Annotated in this window: 24 protein-coding genes; 14 read left to right on the plus strand and 10 right to left on the minus strand. The window is 67.4% G+C overall.

The features are described from left to right. Positions 1-24 precede the first annotated feature (24 nt). Positions 25-1,230, minus strand: a complete 1,206-nt coding sequence (locus tag ABIC52_RS11720) for an MFS transporter (RefSeq protein ID WP_126890650.1) — start codon at positions 1,228-1,230, stop codon at positions 25-27. Positions 1,231-1,620: 390 nt separating this feature from the next. Between ABIC52_RS11720 and nrdH the strand changes: the two genes are divergently transcribed. The 9 genes from nrdH to ABIC52_RS11765 all read left to right on the plus strand — a co-directional run bounded on the left by nrdH (position 1,621) and on the right by ABIC52_RS11765 (position 9,951). Continuing rightward, positions 1,621-1,854 carry a glutaredoxin-like protein NrdH gene (nrdH, locus tag ABIC52_RS11725; protein WP_058727719.1) on the plus strand — a complete coding sequence of 78 codons (234 nt, stop codon included), beginning with the start codon at positions 1,621-1,623 and terminating at the stop codon, positions 1,852-1,854. A gap of 112 nt (positions 1,855-1,966) precedes the next feature. Further along, positions 1,967-2,383, plus strand: a complete 417-nt coding sequence (gene nrdI / locus ABIC52_RS11730) for a class Ib ribonucleoside-diphosphate reductase assembly flavoprotein NrdI (protein WP_354027399.1) — start codon at positions 1,967-1,969, stop codon at positions 2,381-2,383. Positions 2,384-2,400: 17 nt separating this feature from the next. Next, on the plus strand, positions 2,401-4,506 hold the full coding sequence (gene nrdE / locus ABIC52_RS11735; protein ID WP_354027400.1) for a class 1b ribonucleoside-diphosphate reductase subunit alpha: 2,106 nt from the start codon (positions 2,401-2,403) through the stop codon (positions 4,504-4,506). A gap of 120 nt (positions 4,507-4,626) precedes the next feature. Further along, positions 4,627-5,628: a class 1b ribonucleoside-diphosphate reductase subunit beta gene (gene nrdF, locus ABIC52_RS11740; protein WP_354027401.1), complete on the plus strand. Its 1,002-nt coding sequence runs from the start codon at positions 4,627-4,629 to the stop codon at positions 5,626-5,628. A 255-nt stretch (positions 5,629-5,883) separates the two neighbouring features. After that, entirely contained in the window at positions 5,884-6,414 is a 531-nt protein-coding gene (locus tag ABIC52_RS11745; RefSeq protein ID WP_354027402.1) for a GNAT family N-acetyltransferase, read from the plus strand. A 9-nt stretch (positions 6,415-6,423) separates the two neighbouring features. Then, positions 6,424-7,203: an alpha/beta fold hydrolase gene (locus ABIC52_RS11750; RefSeq protein WP_354027403.1), complete on the plus strand. Its 780-nt coding sequence runs from the start codon at positions 6,424-6,426 to the stop codon at positions 7,201-7,203. 187 nt (positions 7,204-7,390) lie between these two features. Then, on the plus strand, positions 7,391-7,996 hold the full coding sequence (locus tag ABIC52_RS11755; RefSeq protein ID WP_354027404.1) for a TetR/AcrR family transcriptional regulator: 606 nt from the start codon (positions 7,391-7,393) through the stop codon (positions 7,994-7,996). Between the two features lie 38 nt (positions 7,997-8,034). After that, positions 8,035-9,591 carry an FAD-dependent monooxygenase gene (locus ABIC52_RS11760; RefSeq protein ID WP_354027405.1) on the plus strand — a complete coding sequence of 519 codons (1,557 nt, stop codon included), beginning with the start codon at positions 8,035-8,037 and terminating at the stop codon, positions 9,589-9,591. 3 nt (positions 9,592-9,594) lie between these two features. Next, positions 9,595-9,951: a hypothetical protein gene (locus tag ABIC52_RS11765; protein WP_354027406.1), complete on the plus strand. Its 357-nt coding sequence runs from the start codon at positions 9,595-9,597 to the stop codon at positions 9,949-9,951. 135 nt (positions 9,952-10,086) lie between these two features. Here ABIC52_RS11765 and ABIC52_RS11770 read toward each other — a convergent pair whose 3' ends face one another. From ABIC52_RS11770 to ABIC52_RS11785, 4 genes are all read right to left on the minus strand, one after another. Continuing rightward, positions 10,087-10,227, minus strand: coding sequence for a hypothetical protein (locus tag ABIC52_RS11770; protein WP_354027407.1), 141 nt, complete (start codon positions 10,225-10,227; stop codon positions 10,087-10,089). A gap of 45 nt (positions 10,228-10,272) precedes the next feature. Continuing rightward, a complete protein-coding gene (locus tag ABIC52_RS11775) occupies positions 10,273-10,467 on the minus strand; it encodes a hypothetical protein (protein WP_209824045.1) in 195 nt (64 codons plus the stop codon). A gap of 122 nt (positions 10,468-10,589) precedes the next feature. Next, positions 10,590-10,850 carry a hypothetical protein gene (locus ABIC52_RS11780; protein WP_209824044.1) on the minus strand — a complete coding sequence of 87 codons (261 nt, stop codon included), beginning with the start codon at positions 10,848-10,850 and terminating at the stop codon, positions 10,590-10,592. A gap of 217 nt (positions 10,851-11,067) precedes the next feature. Continuing rightward, positions 11,068-11,805, minus strand: coding sequence for an SDR family NAD(P)-dependent oxidoreductase (locus tag ABIC52_RS11785; protein ID WP_209824043.1), 738 nt, complete (start codon positions 11,803-11,805; stop codon positions 11,068-11,070). 58 nt (positions 11,806-11,863) lie between these two features. Here ABIC52_RS11785 and ABIC52_RS11790 point away from each other — a divergent pair, with 58 nt between their 5' ends. Further along, complete coding sequence (locus tag ABIC52_RS11790; protein WP_209824042.1) at positions 11,864-12,316, plus strand: MarR family winged helix-turn-helix transcriptional regulator; 453 nt, start codon at positions 11,864-11,866, stop codon at positions 12,314-12,316. A 297-nt stretch (positions 12,317-12,613) separates the two neighbouring features. Then, the gene (locus ABIC52_RS11795; protein WP_354027408.1) at positions 12,614-13,774 is read left to right on the plus strand and encodes a hypothetical protein; all 1,161 of its coding nucleotides are present in this window, start codon (positions 12,614-12,616) and stop codon (positions 13,772-13,774) included. Positions 13,775-13,805: 31 nt separating this feature from the next. Here ABIC52_RS11795 and ABIC52_RS11800 read toward each other — a convergent pair whose 3' ends face one another. After that, positions 13,806-14,552: an SDR family NAD(P)-dependent oxidoreductase gene (locus tag ABIC52_RS11800; RefSeq protein WP_354027409.1), complete on the minus strand. Its 747-nt coding sequence runs from the start codon at positions 14,550-14,552 to the stop codon at positions 13,806-13,808. Between the two features lie 91 nt (positions 14,553-14,643). Between ABIC52_RS11800 and ABIC52_RS11805 the strand changes: the two genes are divergently transcribed. The 3 genes from ABIC52_RS11805 (at position 14,644) to ABIC52_RS11815 (ending at position 16,259) form a co-directional block, all read left to right on the plus strand. Then, positions 14,644-15,273 (plus strand): TetR/AcrR family transcriptional regulator, encoded by a 630-nt coding sequence (locus ABIC52_RS11805; protein ID WP_326496808.1) that lies wholly within the window; start codon positions 14,644-14,646, stop codon positions 15,271-15,273. 33 nt (positions 15,274-15,306) lie between these two features. Then, positions 15,307-15,528: a hypothetical protein gene (locus ABIC52_RS11810; RefSeq protein ID WP_354027410.1), complete on the plus strand. Its 222-nt coding sequence runs from the start codon at positions 15,307-15,309 to the stop codon at positions 15,526-15,528. 116 nt (positions 15,529-15,644) lie between these two features. Next, positions 15,645-16,259: a hypothetical protein gene (locus ABIC52_RS11815; protein WP_354027411.1), complete on the plus strand. Its 615-nt coding sequence runs from the start codon at positions 15,645-15,647 to the stop codon at positions 16,257-16,259. Positions 16,260-16,426: 167 nt separating this feature from the next. Here the strand turns inward: ABIC52_RS11815 and ABIC52_RS11820 are convergent, their stop codons facing one another. The 4 genes from ABIC52_RS11820 to ABIC52_RS11835 form a co-directional block, all read right to left on the minus strand. Then, a complete protein-coding gene (locus tag ABIC52_RS11820; RefSeq protein WP_354027412.1) occupies positions 16,427-16,726 on the minus strand; it encodes a hypothetical protein in 300 nt (99 codons plus the stop codon). 40 nt (positions 16,727-16,766) lie between these two features. Continuing rightward, entirely contained in the window at positions 16,767-17,093 is a 327-nt protein-coding gene (locus ABIC52_RS11825; protein ID WP_354027413.1) for a hypothetical protein, read from the minus strand. 93 nt (positions 17,094-17,186) lie between these two features. Then, the gene (locus ABIC52_RS11830) at positions 17,187-17,714 is read right to left on the minus strand and encodes a histidine phosphatase family protein (protein ID WP_354027414.1); all 528 of its coding nucleotides are present in this window, start codon (positions 17,712-17,714) and stop codon (positions 17,187-17,189) included. A 51-nt stretch (positions 17,715-17,765) separates the two neighbouring features. Continuing rightward, positions 17,766-18,188 (minus strand): SdpI family protein, encoded by a 423-nt coding sequence (locus ABIC52_RS11835; protein WP_354027415.1) that lies wholly within the window; start codon positions 18,186-18,188, stop codon positions 17,766-17,768. Between the last annotated feature and the right edge of the window lie 24 nt (positions 18,189-18,212).

An 18,212-nucleotide genomic window follows, 5' to 3' on the forward strand; every position in this document is an offset into this window, starting at 1 on the left:
GGGGTGCGTCGTGCCTCCCGGCCGTCAGCTCGGGAGCGTGACCGGCTCGGTGTCGGGGAGAGGGCTCGCGTCGCGGCCGCGCAGGTCGGGCAGCCACCGCTTCGTCACGAGCGGCAGCACGACCCCCGCCGCTGCCATGACCGCCCCGACGGTCATGCCTCCGGTCGGGCCGTTCGCGTCGATGAGGAAGCCGGCGACAGCGGAACCGCCGGCCGCACCGATGAGCTGGCCGGTCCCCATCCAGCCGTAGGCCTCGGCCGTGTCGGAGAACTTCACCGTCGCGGACACCGAGCCGAACATGACCGCGAGGGCGGGCGCGATGCCGGCACCCGCGATCACGAGGGCCAGGCAGAGCCACCAGAAGTCGGTGCCGCCGACCGCCAGCGCGAGGCCGACGAACACGATCGACATGCGGGCCCACAGCGTGTTCTTCGAGATCGGTCGGTGCCCGAGCGCGAGACCGCCGGCGAGCGACCCGACGGCGAAGACCGCGAGGACGATGCCGGCGTTCGGGCTGCCCTCGCCGAAGACGCTCGTGACGCTGGCCTCGACCGCGGAGCACGCACCGATCAGCAGCAGGCCGGTCAGGGTCGCGACGATCACCGACGGGCGCTTCAGCACGACGCCGAACGCACGCTTCGAGCGGGGGATGCGCACCCGGCCGAGCTCGGGGGAGGCGATGAACCACACCCCGCCCACGACCAGGAACACCATCGCGACGACGATGGCCTGGACGGTGCCGACCTGCGTCGCGACGAACGTGGTGATGACCGGGCCGGCGACCCAGATGAGCTCCTGCGCACTGGCGTCGAGCGAGAACAGCGGGGTGAGCTGCGACGAGGTCACCATCTTCGGGTAGATGGTGCGCACCGCCGGCTGCACGGGCGGGACCGCCAGGCCGCCGAGGAACCCGACGACGACGTAGCCCCAGAGCGGCATCGAGACGAACGCGATCACGACCATGCTCGCCAGGGCGACGGCGCTCGTCAGGATCAGCACCGGGCGCATGCCCCAGCTGCCCATCCACCGGCTCGTGAGCGGGCCGGCGATCGCCTGGCCGATGCTCGTCGTCGCGAGGACGAGGCCCGCCGCGCCGTAGGAGTGGAACACGTGCTCGACGTGCAGCAGGTACGCGAGCGACAGCATGCCGAACGGGAAGCGCGCGGTGAGCTGCGCTGCGATGACGCGACCGACTCCGGGGGTCTTCAGCAGGGGTCCGTAGGCGCTCACGGGACGAGCGTACCGACCGGACGGATCGTGCCGTCACCCGTCCGGGGGTGCTGTGGACAGACGGGCTGCTCGCCGTGCTCGGAGGACGCTCCCGCGACACGCCGACGCGCCGATTCCACACATGTGGATCGACGCTGTCCACGGGTGTGGGGAAGTGTCGGTGGTCGGCCGCAGACTGGCGGAATCACGGGCCTCCCCGAGGTGTTCACATTGTGGAGGGGCTTGTGGAGAACTACACGGCTGTAACACTTCCTCTTGTGGTCGGTGACGCAGCCAGCCACTAGATGTAGTGTGGATGCCATCGCAGCGGCCCCTCCCGGACTCGTCTGCGCACAGGCATCAGCACCACCCTCCACAGCACGAAACACCCAGCAAGAACCAGGGGAGATCATGGCCGTCACCGTCTACACCAAGCCGTCCTGCGTCCAGTGCACCGCGACGTACCGCGCGCTCGACAACAAGGGCATCCAGTACGAGGTGCTCGACGTCTCCGCCGACGAAGCCGCACTCGAGCACGTCAAGTCGCTCGGCTACATGCAGGCTCCCGTCGTCGTGACCGACGACGACCACTGGTCGGGCTTCCGTCCCGACAAGATCGCGACGCTCAGCGCCGAACTCGCGTGAGCTGCGCGGGTCCCGTCACCGGGACCCGCGCCTCCGCCGGCCTGGAGGCGCCCAGCACCTCCCTCAGGCCGCCCCCGATCTGCTGTCCGCACCTCTCACAAGGAGCGCGCACATGAGTCGCCTCGTCTACTTCTCGAGCGTGTCCGGCTACACGGCCCGCTTCGTCGAGAAGCTCGGCCGTGAGGCGGACCGCATCCCGCTCTTCCCGAGCGACCCGTTCCTCCATGCGGACGAGCCGTACGTGCTCGTGCTGCCCACCTACGGTGGCGGCAACGGTCAGGGCGCGGTGCCCAAGCAGGTCATCAAGTTCCTCAACGACGAACGCAACCGCTCGCTCATCCGCGGCGTGATCGTCGGAGGGAACACGAACTTCGGCGAGGCCTACGGTCTCGCCGGGGACGTCATCGCCGAGAAGTGCGGCGTCCCGCTCTTGTACCGCTTCGAACTCTTCGGAACGCCTGACGACGTGCAGGCGGTCAACTCAGGATTGGATGCATTTTGGACGCAGCAGTTGCAGACGTCGATCTGACGTCGCCGCAGACGGGGATGGACTACCACTCCCTCAACGCGATGCTCAACCTCTACGACGCGGACGGGAACATCCAGTTCGACAAGGATCGTGAGGCTGCCAAGCAGTTCTTCCTGCAGCACGTCAACCAGAACACCGTCTTCTTCCACAACCTGAAGGAGCGGCTCGACTACCTGGTCGAGAACGAGTACTACGAAGCCGCGACGATCGAGCAGTACTCGCTCGACTTCATCCAGCAGCTCAACGACCTGGCGTACTCGAAGAAGTTCCGGTTCCAGACGTTCCTGGGTGCGTTCAAGTACTACACGAGCTACACGCTCAAGACGTTCGACGGCAAGCGCTACCTCGAGCGCTTCGAGGACCGCGTCGTGATGACCGCCCTCGGCCTGGCGCAGGGCAACGAGCAGCTCGCGATCGACCTCGTCGAGGAGATCATCGCCGGCCGCTTCCAGCCCGCGACCCCGACGTTCCTCAACACCGCGAAGGCCCAGCGCGGCGAGCTCGTCTCGTGCTTCCTCCTCCGCATCGAGGACAACATGGAGTCGATCTCGCGCGGCATCAACTCCTCGCTGCAGCTCTCGAAGCGCGGCGGCGGCGTGGCCCTGCTCCTCTCGAACATCCGCGAGGCCGGCGCCCCGATCAAGCAGATCGAGAACCAGTCCTCGGGCATCATCCCCGTGATGAAGCTGCTGGAAGACTCCTTCTCGTACGCCAACCAGCTCGGCGCGCGTCAGGGTGCCGGTGCCGTCTACCTGTCGGCGCACCACCCCGACATCATGAAGTTCCTCGACACCAAGCGCGAGAACGCGGACGAGAAGATCCGCATCAAGACGCTGTCGCTCGGTGTCGTCGTGCCGGACATCACGTTCGAGCTCGCGAAGAACAACGAGGACATGTACCTGTTCTCGCCGTACGACGTCGAGAAGGTCTACGGGATGCCCTTCGGCGACGTCCCGATCTCCGAGAACTACCGTGCGATGGTCGACGACTCGCGCATCAAGAAGACGAAGATCAAGGCGCGTGACTTCTTCACGACCATCGCCGAGATCCAGTTCGAGTCGGGCTACCCGTACATCGTGTTCGAGGACACGGTGAACAAGGCCAACCCGATCAAGGGTCGGATCAACATGTCCAACCTGTGCTCGGAGATCCTGCAGGTCAACACCCCGACGACCTTCAACGAGGACCTCTCCTACAAGGAGATCGGCAAGGACATCTCCTGCAACCTCGGGTCGCTGAACATCGCGCTGACGATGGACTCGCCGGACTTCGGCAAGACCATCGAGACGGCGATCCGCGGTCTGACCTCGGTCTCGCAGATGTCGCACATCTCGTCGGTGCGCTCCGTCGAGGACGGCAACGACAAGTCGCACGCCATCGGCCTCGGCCAGATGAACCTGCACGGCTACCTCGCTCGTGAGCGCGTCTTCTACGGCTCCGAAGAGGGCATCGACTTCACGAACATCTACTTCTACACGGTGCTGTTCCACGCCCTGCGCGCCTCGAACAACATCGCGATCGAGACGGGGGAGACGTTCGACGGCTTCCGCGACTCGAAGTACGCGTCGGGTGAGTTCTTCGACAAGTACACCGACCAGGAGTGGACCCCGGCGACCGAGCGCGTCCGCGAGCTCTTCGCGAACGCGAACGTGACCATCCCGACGCAGGACGACTGGAAGGCGCTGAAGGCGTCCGTCCAGGAGCACGGCATCTACAACCAGAACCTGCAGGCCGTCCCGCCGACCGGTTCGATCTCGTACATCAACCACTCGACGTCGTCGATCCACCCGATCGCGTCGAAGATCGAGATCCGCAAGGAAGGCAAGCTCGGTCGCGTCTACTACCCGGCGCCGTTCATGACGAACGACAACCTGGACTACTACCAGGACGCGTACGAGATCGGTGCCGAGAAGATCATCGACACCTACGCCGCTGCCACGCAGCACGTCGACCAGGGCCTGTCGCTGACGCTGTTCTTCAAGGACACCGCCACCACGCGCGACATCAACAAGGCCCAGATCTACGCATGGCGCAAGGGCATCAAGACGATCTACTACATCCGTCTGCGCCAGCTCGCCCTCGAGGGCACCGAGGTCGAGGGCTGCGTTTCGTGCATGCTGTGACGCCTTCGGCGTCGTGCATGCTGTAGCGCTGCCGCTCGCAGCCTGGAGGCGCGGGGCGGGCCCCGCCCCGCGCCTCCAGTCCGTCATCAGATCACCATCTCGAATCCGGAAGACAATCCCATGACCCTCACCGACCCGGTCCACGCCACGGGCAAGTCCATCCCGCTGATCAGCGCGGTCAGTGCCATCAACTGGAACCGCATCCAGGACGACAAGGACGTCGAGGTCTGGAACCGGCTGGTCAACAACTTCTGGCTGCCCGAGAAGGTGCCGCTGTCGAACGACGTGCAGTCGTGGAACACGCTCACGCCGGAGGAACAGCAGCTCACCATGCGGGTCTTCACCGGCCTGACGCTGCTCGACACCATCCAGGGCACCGTCGGCGCGATCAGCCTGATCCCCGACGCGATCACCCCGCACGAAGAGGCCGTCTACACGAACATCGCGTTCATGGAGTCGGTGCACGCGAAGAGCTACTCGTCGATCTTCTCGACGCTCGCCTCGACGCCCGAGATCGACGACGCCTTCCGCTGGTCCACGGAGAACCCGAACCTGCAGAAGAAGGCCCAGATCGTCCTCGACTACTACACGGGTGACGACCCCCTGAAGCGCAAGGTCGCCTCGACGTTGCTCGAGTCGTTCCTGTTCTACTCCGGCTTCTACCTGCCGATGTACTGGTCCTCGCGCGCGAAGCTCACCAACACCGCCGACCTGATCCGCCTGATCATCCGCGACGAAGCCGTCCACGGGTACTACATCGGGTACAAGTTCCAGAAGGCTCTCGAGGGCGCTTCCGAGGAGCGCAAGCAGGAGATCAAGGACTACACGTTCAACCTGCTCTTCGAGCTCTACGAGAACGAGGTGCAGTACACGCAGGACCTCTACGACGGTGTCGGGCTGACCGAGGACGTCAAGAAGTTCCTGCACTACAACGCCAACAAGGCGCTGATGAACCTGGGCTACGAACCGATGTTCCCCAAGGAGACGACGGACGTGAACCCGGCGATCCTGTCGGCGCTGTCGCCGAACGCGGACGAGAACCACGACTTCTTCTCGGGGTCGGGCTCCTCGTACGTCATCGGCAAGGCCGTCGTGACGGAGGACGAGGACTGGGACTTCTGATCCTGGTCTGTCTCGTGGGGGCGCCCCGCTGGCTTCGGCCGGCGGGGCGTTCTCGTTCTTACCGCGCAGCGAGCGTGTGCGGATGCCGCCCGCCGCCGAGAACGTTTCCGGACGGGTCAAATGAGACAGACGGTCACTGAGCGCGTCCCGCGTGCGATCGAGTCCGGTTCAGGACCGTCTGTCGGACACGGTGTGTGCTCCCCATCGCACCACTGCGCTTCTGGTGTCCGCCCTATCTGGTTGCAAAGGTGAGGTGTGTTCGAGCTGGTGAGACCGCGTGCGGAGTTGTTCCAGGAGTGGAGCGAAGCACATCGCGAGTGGGGTCCCGGGCTGCACGAAGACGGCTTCGGAATCACCTCGGACGATGAGGTGAACACGGTCGACGGCTTCCGCGACTGGGTCGCTCGGATCGAGCACGGCCCGACCGAGCTGTGGTGGATCGTCGAAGAGGGGGAAGTCCTCGGTGGGATCGCGCTCCGTGCTGCTGATGACGAGCGCGTGCAGAGCGTCGGTCACATCGGGTACGGGGTCCGGCCGTCCGCCCGCGGGCGAGGTGTCGCGACGTGGGCGCTCGGTGAAGTGTTGCTTCGCGCCGCTTCGCTGGGGATCGACCCCGTGGTGGCGTTCTGTCTCGAAGACAATGCGGGGTCGGTCGCGACGCTCGAACGCCACGGGGCGACGCTCGAAGCGGTCGAGCAGCACGGGACGGCGCGGGTGCGGCGCTACGCAATCCGCTCCGGAGTCCGCTTCGTTCACCGATCAACTGTCGGTACGGACTACTCGTAGGCTTGCTGGGTGATCGCGCGAGTTCTTGGTTCTGGTCGTCCGCTCGTCGCCCTCCACGGCTTCGGGGTGGACCACCGCATCATGCTGCCGCTGGCGGACGCGGTGCAGGGTCTGCCGTGGCGGCTGGTGTTCCTCGACCTGCCGTGGGCTGAAGCCGCCGCCGTGACCGCGACCGCGAAGAGCGCGGTCGACGTGGCCGCCGAGGTACTCGCCGACATCGACGACCACCTCGGCGACGAGCCCTTCGCCGTCATCGGGAACTCCTTCGGCGGCATGATCGCCCGACACGTCGCCCACGAACGCCGAGACCACGTCCTCGGCATCGCGACCCTGGCGGGTGTGGTGCATCCGGCACACGCAGACCGTGCTGTCCCCGAGCGCACCGTGCTGTACACCGAACCGTCCGTCCTCGAGGCCGCCGGTGATGCGCGAGCAGCGTTCGAGGAGGTCAGCGTCATCCAGGACGCCGCCGCGTTCAGAGCGTTCGAGCGGTACGTGCTGCCGGGTCTCCGTGGTGCCGACCCTGCTGTGATGGACCGTATCGCCGCCGACTACGCACTCGATGCCGTGCCGGAGGAGCGCCACCCGGAACCGTTCACCGCTCCGGCGCTGCACCTGTTCGGTCGGCAGGACGACGTCGTCGGCTACGAGGACGGGCTCGCACTCCGGGACCACTACCAGCGAGGGAGCTTCGTCGTCCTCGACGGTGCTGGACACAACGTGCACCTCGAACAACCCGGGATCACCGCCGCCCTGATCCGCGACTGGCTCGCACGCATCGACCGGTAGACGATCCCTTACCGGGACGCGATCGTGACTCAGAGCGAAGCCAGAAGGACGACACGGAGCGACGCTGCTCACAGCACGGGTCGATGAGCGTCTCGTGAACGACCGTCTGTGAACGGACACTCCCGATGTCACTAGTTGCCCATTGAGCAAACTTGCCCAATGGGCAAACATGTTCTAGTTTGGTGTCATGACAGACGAGGTTTCGCTCCGTGAGCAGAAGAAGGCAGCGATCCGTGACGCGTTGAGCGTGACCACCGTGCTGCTCGCCCGGGAGCGGGGACTCGACAACATCCGTGTCGAGGACATCGTCGGTCGAGTTGGAGTGTCGAGGCGGACGTTCGGGAACTACTTCTCGAGCAAGGAAGACGCGATCGCGGACCGCCACGTGCAACGCGTGCGCAGGGCAGCCGATGATCTGCTCCAGCGGCCACGCGAGGAGCCGTTGTGGACTGCCATCACGGAGGCGCTGCTCGCGCCGTACGAGACAGAAGCGACGACGACCCCGTCCCGCGAGGAGCAGAGCGGGCTGCTTGCAGTCCTCTCGACGCCGGGCATGCAGTCAGCCGTCGACCGAGGTGCTCGCGCAGCGAACGCTGTGTTCGCGGCCGCCGTCGCCGCTCGCTCAGACGCAGCACCGGAAGATCCCATTCCTGGTCTGGTGTCCGCCGCTGCGCTTTCGACCTTGTTGACAACGCTGGAGTCCTGGGCGGCGCGCCCGGAGCCGCACCCCCTCCAGCCGTCCCTCCGAGCTGCGTTCCAACTCCTCGGCGACGGTTTCGGCCGCCTCCGCTGACCCCTGATCCCACACTCTTCGTCAGAAGGAAGACCATCATGCACGACGTCGTCATCGTCGGAGGCGGCCCCGTGGGCATCTTCGTCGCCTGCGAGCTGAAGCTCGGGGGTGTGAACCCCCTCGTCCTCGAACGCCTCCCCGAGATCAACCAATGGGACAAGGCGCACGGCTTGACCGGGCAGGTCGTCCGACTACTGGATCACCGCGGCTTGTTCGAGCGGTGTGCCGGGAGGGCCGTCCCGGAGCCGGCTCCGGGCTTCTTCTTCGGAGCGCTGCCGTTGCCGCTCCACACGCTCGGCGACCGCAACCCGATGTACCTGCTCCACATCAACCAGCGCGACCTCGAGAGCGTGCTCAACGACCGCGCAGCAGAACTCGGCGTCGAGATCCGTCGCGGCGTCGAGATGCACTCCTTCACCCAACACGACGACTCCGTCACCGTCGACCTTGTCGACGTCGCGAGCGGAGCAGCGAGCACCGTGTCGGCGCAGTACCTCGTTGGTAGTGACGGGGCGCGGAGCACTGTGCGGAAGCTCTCCGGTATCCGCTTCCCCGGCAACACCGACCACCACATCGTGGACCGCACAGTCCTGATCGCACCAACTGAGCAGCTGATGCCCGCCGGCCCCGGGAGAGTGCACGTTGCGGGTCTGGGAGTGATCGCGGACAGCTTCCACCGTACCGAAACCGGCGTCGTCACCATCGCCCTCCGTGACCCGGAGCACCCGCTGGTCTACACCGCGGAATGGGAGGACCAGCCTGACCGCAGCTTCCCCGGTGAGGGAGCAGCCATGACGTTGACCGAGATGGAGGACAGCCTCGAGCGCGTCCTCGGCGTCCGCCTCGACCTCCACGCGCCAGCCGACGGTGAGCCGACGTTGCTGCGTCGTCTGACCGGTCGGAACACCCGCGTCGCGGACCGCTACCGCGACCGGCGGATCTTCCTCCTCGGCGATGCCGCACACGTGCACTCCGCCGCCGGCGGGCCCGGCCTGAACCTCGCGCTGCAAGACGCGGCGAACCTCGCCTGGAAACTCGCCGCCAGCCTCCACGGCTGGGCCCCCGCGGGCTTGCTCGACACCTACGAGACAGAGCGCCGCCCGCTCGGGCAACGCGTCTTCATGCAGACCCAAGCGCAGACCGCGCTCATGGCGCCCGGCTCGGATGTCACAGCCCTCCGCGACCTCTTCGCCGAGATGCTCGCCGACACGACCACCGTGCAGCGCGTCGCAGATCTCCTCGCCGGCTCGGACGTCCGATACGACATGGGCCCCGCGGACCCCGACGGCACCACCGGATGGTTTGCACCGTCGACACAGGTCGAACTCGCCGACGGGACCCTCCGCAGGATCCCGGAACTGCTCCGCACCGCCCACGCCATCCTGCTCGACGCGACCGGCGGACTCCACCACGCCATCGCCCCGTGGAACGACCGCGTGGACTACGTGCCGCTGGCCGCAACGAACGAACAGACCTCGATGCTGATCCGACCCGACGGATTCATCGCCTGGTCCGACACCGACCCCGCCTCCCTCACAGAGGCACTTGCCGCATGGTTCGGAACACCCGAACACGGCTCTACCGGAACGGTGTGAAGCGTGAACCTCGACGTGATCGGAGCCGCGATCGTCTCGATCAGCGGCGCGCTCTTCGCGACCGCTTCGAGCTGGTGTCTGATCGGTCTCTGCCTCGGAACACGAACAAAGCCCGTGCTCCCAGCAGCTTCCAGGGCCCACCTGTTCACGTCGGCATCGACGATCTTCGCCGGGCTCGTGGTCCACATCATCGGCTTCTTCCCCGAAGCCTTCGTGCTCATCTACGCGGGTGCAACGTCAACGCTTGTCGCCGTCTTCGTCGCACGTACGACGGAACGCACTACTCCCCGCCGGGTCACGGGACCAGCACTACTCACGGCAAGCGGGATCGTCGCGCTCACCATCGGGCTACTCATCTGACAGCTGAACAGTCCCAGGGGGCGAAGGTACGTGCGCAAGGACGTGCCGTTCAGCGTCCTCACCTACACCCGTCTCTCCGCGGAGCGAGTTCCGCCTCGTCGTCGTCCGGTAGCCGATGGCCTGGCGGACTCCCACTCAGTAATCGGGGTCCTGACGGTCCTGGTCCTGCCAAGGGAGCATCCGGCCAGCGACGAGCGACAGGACCCCGCCGAACACGAACACGAGGGCGACAGCCCACCACGGGTTGCGTCGCTCTCGCTGTCCTTCATTGCTCATACGCTCACGGTAGCGAACCGCCATCGCCGTCCGATAGCCGACTGGCTACTGGGACGGCCCGCCGCCTTTCGTGCGACTACCCAGAACGCTCTCCACCATCCAGCACGCCAAACCCAACACGATCAGAGCGCCACCGATCCAGATCGCGGCGGAGCTACCGGCTTCGACGTTGCCGGCGATCACCGAACCACCTGTCAGTACGAAGAACAGCCCGACACCACCGATGACCGCGCTGAGCATCTTGGGCCGAGGTGATTCCTTCGACCGAGTGATGCCGAGGAATTAGAGAACGCGTCTCATGCGGCGAGCGTACGGCGTGCGACAGCCCGGTGACCGATGGTCAACCGGTGCGACGAAAGGCCTCAGCGTCGGCGGTTCCGGAGCGCAATCCGAAGCGCCTGTACGAAGAAGACGACAGCGGCGATGACGAGGATGCCGCCGAACAGCACACCGCTGGTCGCATCACCGAGGAGCTTGTGGCCTCCCTCGATCGGACGACCAGCGGACGCAGCCAGGAGCGGGATGCCAGCGGTACCCAGGCCGAGGAGCAGCAACACTGCACTTGCGATGAAACCACCCCGCGCCGACTGAGCTTTCGACGGCTCATCCTGTTCTGTCCTCACCCTTCGAGAGCCTGGCACGAAGCTCGCCAGCCGTCCGGTAGCCGATCGGCTAGCGAACGCGGATACGGCCCGACCGTCACCGCGTCCGATAGCCGATCGGCTACCTGGCGTTCTCTCGTCATGAGCTGAGTGCCGGTCGAGACTGCCCCCTGCGGACGCTCATCTCGTTGGAACGATTCGGGGTGGCCGGCGACCGGAATCTCGCGCGAGATCGCGGTCACCATGCGAGCTGCGTGTCGTCCTCGAAGACCGCACCGGTGGGGCCATTAGCAGGCAGGGTCGCGAGTCGCACCGCCACAGCGGCACCCTCATCGGGGGTTCGGGTGCCGCGGAAGTCGTTGAAGTCCGTGGCGACGTGGCCTGGGGCGGCGCCGTTGATCTTCAACGTGGTCGCCGCGAATTCGCGGGCGTAGTGCACCGTGATGGCGTTGAGCGCGGTCTTCGAACTCGAGTACACCATCGAGGGCTGCCCAACCCAGGCTCCCGCCTCGCCGATCGAACCGCGCTTGCTCGTCACGTTCACGATCCGAGGCGCCTCTGCCTTCGTCAGCAGCGGCAGGAACGCGGTGATCATCCGCACGACGCCGAACACGTTGACCTCGTACACGTTCTTGAAGTCGTCCACGTTCTCCTCGGTCGGCTTGGGAAGGTCCTCCAGTGGCCGGAACGTGAGCGTGTTCACGCCGGCATTGTTCACCAGGACGTCGAGCCGACCGAACTCGTCTGCAACCTCCGCGACGAGCGCGTCGATCTGGTCCTGATCCGTCACGTCGAGAACGACCGGACGCACGTCGCCTTCGACGGTGGTGGCGGCTGCCCGTCCGAGCTCCGTGCTCCGCGCGCCGAGGAGGACGGTGAAGCCTTCTCGCGCGAGTCCGCGGACGATGGCGATGCCGATGCCCTTGTTCCCGCCGGTGACGAGAGCGATCTTCTGCGCCTTGCTTGGTGTTGTCATGTCAACAGCATGCACCCACCGTGTTGATGCGTCAACATGTCATAGCTAGGCTTGCCGCGTGACCGCACCGCTGACCGAGCAGGAACAACGTCTCTGGCATGCCTGGAAGATCGCGGCTGACAAGGTCCGACAACGGGTGGCCGAAGACATCAAGGCCGGCTCGGGACTGTCCGATCAGGACTTCGGGATCGTGACCCGACTCGTCGAAGTTGGTGGCGGCGAGCTCCGCCAGAACGACCTCGGTGCGTCGCTACAGTGGGACCGCACCCGCCTTTCTCATCAACTCACACGGATGGAAAACCGGGGCCTCGTCAGCCGCAGCACGGTCGACGGCGGTGTGCTCGTGAGCATCACGGACGAGGGAGCGCGCCTCGTGCGTGTAGCCAGGCCCATCCACGCAGCCGCGGTCCGCACACACCTCCTGCAACGCACGGAGGGAGTCGACCCGGCCGTGCTGGTGCACGTCCTCGAAAAACTCGCACTCAACAGCACATCCGCACAGTCTCAATAGCCGATCCCCAACCGGACGCTCAACGCCCGCAACCCTGGACGGGGACGGACCCTACGCCGCTGCCTTCACGGCCCTTCCACGTCGTACACGTGGTCGGGGCGGAGGGGCAGGTGCCCCACGAGATCCCCCGGTTCATCCGGCGGGCGCAGCAGGTGGCGACTCGCTTCGATGCCCGCCGGCAGCGAAGGAGGGGGTTCCGCGTACGGCCGGAGAAGCTCGCGCACACCGTAGCCGCCCGCGTGACGCGCGACCGGCACCGCTCTGTCGCGACCGGCGTCACGATGGGAGGATCGCGCCGTGCCCCTGCGTGACCTCGCGATGCTCGATGATGCGACCTTCGACGTCGGCGACGCGCAGGTGGCCGACGGGCGGGTGGTGCTGCGCGGCTGGGCCGTCGAACACGGCACCAGCGCGGGGACAGCTCGTCTGCCGGTGACGCTGACGGTCCCCAACGCGGTCGACGTCTCCGCAGACTCCGTCGGTGGGGCCGGTGAGCTCGTGCTCGACCGGGTCGAGGTGACCCCGACGACCGTGACGCTCGTCGGCGTCGCCCCCGCCCGGATCGTCGTGACGACCTCCGCGCAGAGCCAGGCGCTGCTCGATGTGGGGACGACACCGATCGCGGTGCGTCGCTGGGGGCGCTGGCGGCCCTGGGGCGCGGGCGCACCGGTGGTCCTCGACCACCGGTACGCCGTCAAGCGGCTGCGGACCACGGCCTGTCCGGAGTGCGAGCACCCGTGGGCTGAACACTCGATGGACCCGGACGAACCGCTGACGATGTGCAGCGAGTGCGCCCACGAGCACGGTCACGGTCAGCCATCCACGGGGGCGACGGTCTGTTTCGCTCGGGTCCCTCGCGGTCTGGTGGAGCCTCGGTCAGCAGTGCTGCGCACTCCTCCGAGCGACGACCGACCGGTCGATCGGGGAGGGCCCGCGACGTCAAGCACCGGCGGGTTGTTCCGTCCGACGATCTCGAGCTTGCGGGAAGCGAATGCGGCTCTCGCCTTCGGGATGGTCTCGACCGACGAGGTGAGCGCCCTCGCGGCTGAGCTCGTGGCGTCAGGACACGACGGTGACGCGCTCGTCGCACTCGCTTCCCTGTACTCCGGCGCCGCCACCTCCGACGCGGTCGAGCTCGGTCAGGCGGCACTCGTCGAGGCAGGGGTGCGCCCCGTGGACCTCACGGGTGACGACGTGCCGCTCCTCGCGCTGCGTGTCGCGAGTCACCGGTTCCTCCTCGGGCACTGGACGCTCCGCACCTTCGCGTCCTGGGTGCACCGGGAGATCGGCCACGAGGGGCCCCAGGGTGCAGAGCAGCTCGCACTCGTCGACGACGAGCTCGATGAACTCGACGAACGAGGCGCCGGGCCCGGTCCTTCGTTCCGTCGAGCGGTCGAACGGCTCGCCGTCGACTACATCGAACTGACCGAGGAGACGGCGCATCCGTCTCGGTCCTGACCGTCGGCCCGGAACCCGGCCGACCCGTGGATCAGGCGATGCTGCTGCCGCCGTCGACGAGGAGCTCGCTCCCCGTCATCCCCGAGCTCTGGTCGGACACGAGGAAGAGCACCGTGGCGGCGACCTCCTCGGGACGGAGGAGTCGACCGAACGGCATCCCGCTCGCCATCTGCTGGAGCATCGCGTCCGGGCTGCCCGTGGCGAGGCCCGCGAGACCCAGCGTCTCCGTCGGCCCGGGGACGACGGTGTTGATCCGGACGCCGCGCGGTGCGAGCTCGGCCGCCCAAGTGCGGGTGAGAGTTGCGATCGCTGCCTTCGACGCCCCGTACAGGCCGAACGACGGCTCGGTGCCGGACGCCGCCGTCGAACCGGTGACGACGACGGCCGAGCCCTCGCGCAGGAACGGCAGCGCGCCCTGCACGGTGAGGGTGGTCCCGCGGACGTTGGTGCCGAACGTCGCCTCGAAGTCCTCGGCGGTGACGGCGTCCAGTGCCTTGAACTCCCCGCCGCCGGCGTTCGCGTGGACGGCGTCCAGACCGCGACCACGTTCGGCGACCGCGGCGAAGACCGTCGCGATGTCAGTCGGCTGGGCAGCGTCCGCCCGGATCGGCGTGACGTCGTGGCCGAACTCGTCGTGCAGTGCGTCGAGCGCCTCCTGCCGCCGGCCGGTGACGAAGACGTGGGCTCCTTCGGCGACGAAGCGGCGTACGACCGCGAGTCCGATGCCCGACGTCCCGCCCGTAACGAGTGCGGTCTTGCCCTGCAGTGTTCGCGTCATGATGACCTCCTGGACATGTTGTTGACTGCTTGGTCCAGAACGGTACGCCGTGCTTGACTGATCAGTCAACAACGACTTCTGAGGAGTCCGCATGCCCCGACCGCGCAAGTTCGACGAGGCCGACGTGGTCGAGCGCGCCCGGCGCACGTTCGCGGAGTCCGGGTTCGACGGCACGTCGCTCGACGACCTGCTCGCGGCGACGGGGCTCGGTCGGCAGAGCCTGTACAACACGTTCGGCGGCAAGAAGGAACTCTTCATGCGCGCGTTCCTCAGCGACACCGCCGACGCCGTCGAGGTCGTGCAGTCCGTCCTGCGGAGCGCCGAGCACCCGATCGCGCGGATCCGGACGCAGCTGGTCTCCGCTGCGGTCGAGCACGGGGCGGCGCAGGCTCCGCCGTCACTGCTGCTCCGCGCGGCGGTGGAGCTGTCGGCTCGGGATCCCGAGGTGGCCGCCACCGTGACCGAGGCCTTCGACACCATCCGCGCTGGCTACACGGCCTGCATCGTGGACGCGCAGGCGGCCGGCGAGGTCGAGGCGGACGCCGACGCCGAGGCGCTCGGCACCTACTTCTGCGCGGTCATCGAGGGGATGGGGGCGATCGGACGCGTCGGGACCTCACGAGCGGCGCTCCTGCAGGTGGGGATCGCGAGCCTCGCGGCACTGCCGATCACACCGCTCGGTGCAGAACACCTCGGAACCGCGGACGGTCCCTGGGACTGATCGACGCCCGGTACCAGGGTGACGCGCGGCGACGTGAGCGGCGGGACGGAACGCCACCGCGCCTCCCATCCGGACCTGGAGGCGCGCATCCTGCAGGCGCGACGGCACCCGCCCGTCGCATGGAACATCACCATTGCGACGATGAAGCCGGTCCTCGCCACGATGCAATCACCGCAGTCGGGCGTTCCGATCCATCAGGCCGGTTCCCTCGAGGATCAGCGGCACGGACGGCAAGCCTGCGTTAGCTTCGAGTGAGATGACACCGTATCTACGGGGGACACAACGGTGACCGGATCGACAGACCTGACCGCGTACGCGCTGCCGGACTTGACGTCCTTGCTCTCGGGACGTACGACGTGGATGGGAGGGCCGTGTCGAAGGGCGACGACGGAACCGCCGTGGTCGAGTACACGGCAACGAACGAGACCACGCTCGGCTCGGCCCTGCGGATCCCCGAGCTCGACCACGACGCGGTGAACCGAGCCGCTGGGAGACCACAGGCCGTTCTCGCGGGTGACGGAGCGGTTCACGTGGAAGGAGAAGGTGAAGTGGTGGCGAAACATCCGGCGGGCATCGCGACGTCGATCGCGGTGCTGACGCTGTTGATGACCGGTTGCGCCGTCACGGCACAGCCCGAGCCGGAGGACTACACCGGCACCTGGGTGCTCGAGGGAGCGGACGGTGATCGAGCGACGGAGTTCACCGTGTCGGCGGACCGGACGTACACAGCGCGCAACATCCCGATCGACCTCGCGTGCCGAACCGGCACCGCTGCGACGAGCCCTCCGGGTTGTGCGAACGGCGACTCGGCGAGCTTCTCCGGACGATGGAAGGTGGCCGACGGCAACTCGACCGGCATCCGGTTCTACTTCGATGACCACTTCGTGCGCCAGGGCTACCCGACCAACGGAGCACTCGGTTTCTACAGCGGATCACTCGATGTGCCTCGTCCCGACTACCTCTTCGTCCGTTCGTCGTCGGACTGACCGAAAGCTTCTCCCACAGCCCGACCGGTCCGCCGAGGCGACCCCGTCATCACGGGAGCGGCCGGACGGACCGCTGGCGCGCCTCCAGTCCGGATCTGGAGGCGCGCATCCCGCGGGCGCGACGGCACCCGCCCGTCGCGTGGTTGCGTGGTTGCGTGCTGAGCCGGCTACGCGAGCCACCCGTACAGCAGGAGTGCGATCGCGGCGCCGGGGACCATCGCGATGATCGCGACCGGGGCGGCCCACAGCTGGTGCACCCACGGGTGGCCGCCCGGCTTCGTGGCCGCCATCGCCGCGAACGAGGACGCGGACACCAGCACGGCCCACGCGGCCGTCATGCTGACTATCGCCATGGCGTGGGCGCCGGCGCCGACCAGCGGGAGGGCGAGTGGAAGGACGAACATCGCCGCCGCGACGATGAACCCGGCCCGGGCCGTGACCCGGAACGCCTTCCGTGGGCTGTTCATCTGGGCGATGGTGCGCTGGTCGTCCACGGGGTGCCCTCGGTCAGGACTGTTCGCTGAGGGAAGCCACCAGGGAGCCGAAGCCGACGAGTTCCGCGGCGCTCAGGCCAGCCCCGACGACGCCGATCACCGCACCGCGGGTGGCGTCCCTCCGCTGCCGCTTCCGATCACGCGTGCCGGTGACGACGGCGCAGATGCCGAAGACGACGGCGGCGAGGACCCAGAGCTGCAGCAACACCACGGCGTAGCCCATGAAGGCGGCGTGCAGCAGGATGTACAGGACCACGCTGACGACGATCACGGCTGGTCCGGACACCGCGAGCCACCCCAGCTGCCATGCCGTCGATCGTTCCCGGACGTCGTCGCTCATCGGTTCCCCCCTCGTGTTCCCCTGCAGGTCAGGGTACTGGCGTCGAGCGGATGAACCGTTGTCCGGTCCGGGCTGGCCTACCCACGCGCCGCTTCAGCGGACGTGCTCCCACGACGACAGCACCGTCCAGTCCTGCGGGTCGAAGGTGAACGAACTGCCCATCGCGGGCTGATCGAGTGCGCGGCTGATGCGCTCGCGTCGGAGGCTCGCCAGCAGGAGCGCGCCGACCCCGCCGTGGGCGATGAACGCGATGCCCCGCTCGGGCGTCTGCGCCGCGATGCGTCGGACCGCGCGCTCGACACGGCTCTGGGCGTCGATCGCACGTTCCCAGCCGCGGACGGACCGCTGCGGTTCGGCGAAGAACGCGTCGACGGTCGGTTCGAACTCGCTCGGGTCGAGGTAGCCGGTCGCGCTGCGGTCCATCTCACCGAGGTCCTCGTCGACCTCGAACTCCGTGCCCCACTGCCCGGCGATGATCTCAGCGGTGTCCAGGGCCTTCCGCTCGCTGCTGCTGACCATGCGGAGGGGATGGGGGAACAGTGCCGCGATGCGTGCTGCACGGTCACGTCCGGCCGGTGACAGACCCCAGTCCTGGATCCAGACGGCTGGGTCGACGATCACCTCGGGATGGGACACCCACGTGCACAGCATCATCCGACCGTACCGGCGTCGTCAGTGTCCCCCCCGTTCGAGACGGGCGACGGGGTCGCGGGGGGAGCCATCGGGGTGAGAACCGTCGCCTCCAGCCTCGGGCAACGCTCGTCGTACGGCGCGGTGGGCGGCCGGGATGGACAGGAGTGCTCCACCGACGAGGAGACCAGCGGCGACGAGGACGGCGGCAGGTGTGTGGAGCGCTGGAACTCCGATGCTGATCGCGCACCACGCCGTCACGAGGAGGCCGGAGATGATCGTCGGGCGCAGCGCTGCACGATGGCCGATCCGCCAGGCCGCCTCGCTGGACATCGTGACCGACGTCCGGACGCCGGCGAGGCTGTTCCGTGGCAGGGAGCCGTTGGCGGCCCGCCACGTCAGCCACGTGACCAGCGCAGCCGCCCCGATCTCGAGGGCCATCGGGAACACCACCGCACCGTCCATGCCGACGACGCTAGCGCCCCCGGC

Origin of the sequence: Curtobacterium oceanosedimentum (assembly GCF_040545555.1) — a bacterium.
Classification (GTDB): domain Bacteria; phylum Actinomycetota; class Actinomycetes; order Actinomycetales; family Microbacteriaceae; genus Curtobacterium.